Raw genomic sequence first — 1,379 nt, forward strand, 5'->3', positions numbered from 1 at the left:
CCTAGGCGGCGTGGACAAATTGGTGACTGTTGGCTTTCGCGCGTGTAGTCTTGCTTCGTGATCCATAATGTGCGCTTCACAGCCGCCATATTGGCTGGCCTTGCTACGCCTTCTGCCGCTTTAGCCGAGCAGGCCTGCTATGATGCGAAAATTCGCGCGTTACCCGTTGACCAAGTACCGAGCGAGATTGGCGATTGCGGCAGTGACTGCATCATCATGTCGTGGCCATGGTTCGTCGACTTAAAGGTGAAGCGTGTCATTGACGGTGCCCTTCCCAGCAAGATGGTCAGGGTGCTGACGGTTCAGCATACCTATCGTGTGTCACGCGAAGGAACTTGGCTGCTTCGCAAGAATACCGCAGGCGGTTACAACGTGGTGGTACCGGAAGATGGGGCAGCGCTGGCTCGCTGTTCTGCTGGGGTTACGTCAGTCGAGCCATATATTCGAACGGGTGATGGACATACGTTGGACGACCTTCGCGACGCGGGCGTGCGTCGATACGGCCATCGCACCAACTGATCAACCTAGCTCTGGACAGCCGATGCATGTTGACGGTGCCGGTGGGGATTGATTCAAGGCTGCTTTTTGGAGGCAGGCTTGAGCAGGGGCGATCTCACCGAAGCAGAGTGGCGCGTTCTGAAGGGTTTGTTGCCCATCAAGCCTGAGAACCGTGGTCGAGGCAGACGCCCCGAACACAACCGCTCGGTCATCAACGGCATACTCTGGCGACTTCGCTGCGGCGCTCCATGGCGAGATGTGCCGCCCAAATACGGTAGTTGGAACACAATCTATCGCCGGTTCCGACGCTGGAGCGAAGCTGGGGTCTGGGAGACTGTAGCTGTGACGCTGGCCGAGATCATGGCGGACAGCGGCCACTATAGCATCGACAGCACCACAGTCCGGGCCCACGTTTCGGCAGCGGGCGGAAAAGGGGGTCTCATCGACGCGCTCTTGGCCGCTCGCGGGGCGGGTTCACCAGTAAGCTTCACTGCTTGGCGGATGCCCTCGGACGGCCACTCGCCTTCCATCTGACGGTTGGCGAGGCAGCTGATTGCAAGGCGTATGAAGCCCTGATCGGCTTGCCCGAGCGGACGCCGGACGCTTTGCTTGCCGACAAGGGCTATGATGCCGACGCCATCCGCGCCGACCTTGCCGAGCGCAAGATCGAGGCTGTCATCCCCGGTCGATCAAACCGCCGTGTGGAGATCGAGCATGACCGAGTGCTCTACAAGCAGCGGAACCGCATTGAGCGAATGTTCGGCCACCTCAAGATCAACCGCGCGATCGCTACACGCTACGACCAGCTCGCCAACAGCTTCCTCGGAATGGTTCATCTCGCGACCGCCAGATATTGGCTCAAATTTGTCCACGCCGCCTAG

Annotated in this window: 2 protein-coding genes; both read left to right on the forward strand. The window is 59.6% G+C overall.

Going from position 1 to position 1,379, the window contains the following annotated elements; genetic code table 11:
• Positions 1-57: 57 nt before the first annotated feature.
• Positions 58-519 (forward strand): hypothetical protein, encoded by a 462-nt coding sequence (locus tag ABDJ38_RS16890; protein ID WP_346786302.1) that lies wholly within the window; start codon positions 58-60, stop codon positions 517-519.
• A 78-nt stretch (positions 520-597) separates the two neighbouring features.
• Positions 598-1,379 (forward strand): IS5 family transposase gene (locus ABDJ38_RS16895; RefSeq protein WP_346786303.1). Its coding sequence is split into 2 segments (ribosomal slippage): positions 598-922 and positions 922-1,379, totalling 783 coding nucleotides; the frame shifts between segments, so codons are not numbered across the junction.

Source organism: Aurantiacibacter flavus (assembly GCF_039710615.1).
Taxonomy (GTDB): Bacteria; Pseudomonadota; Alphaproteobacteria; order Sphingomonadales; family Sphingomonadaceae; genus Alteraurantiacibacter; species Alteraurantiacibacter flavus.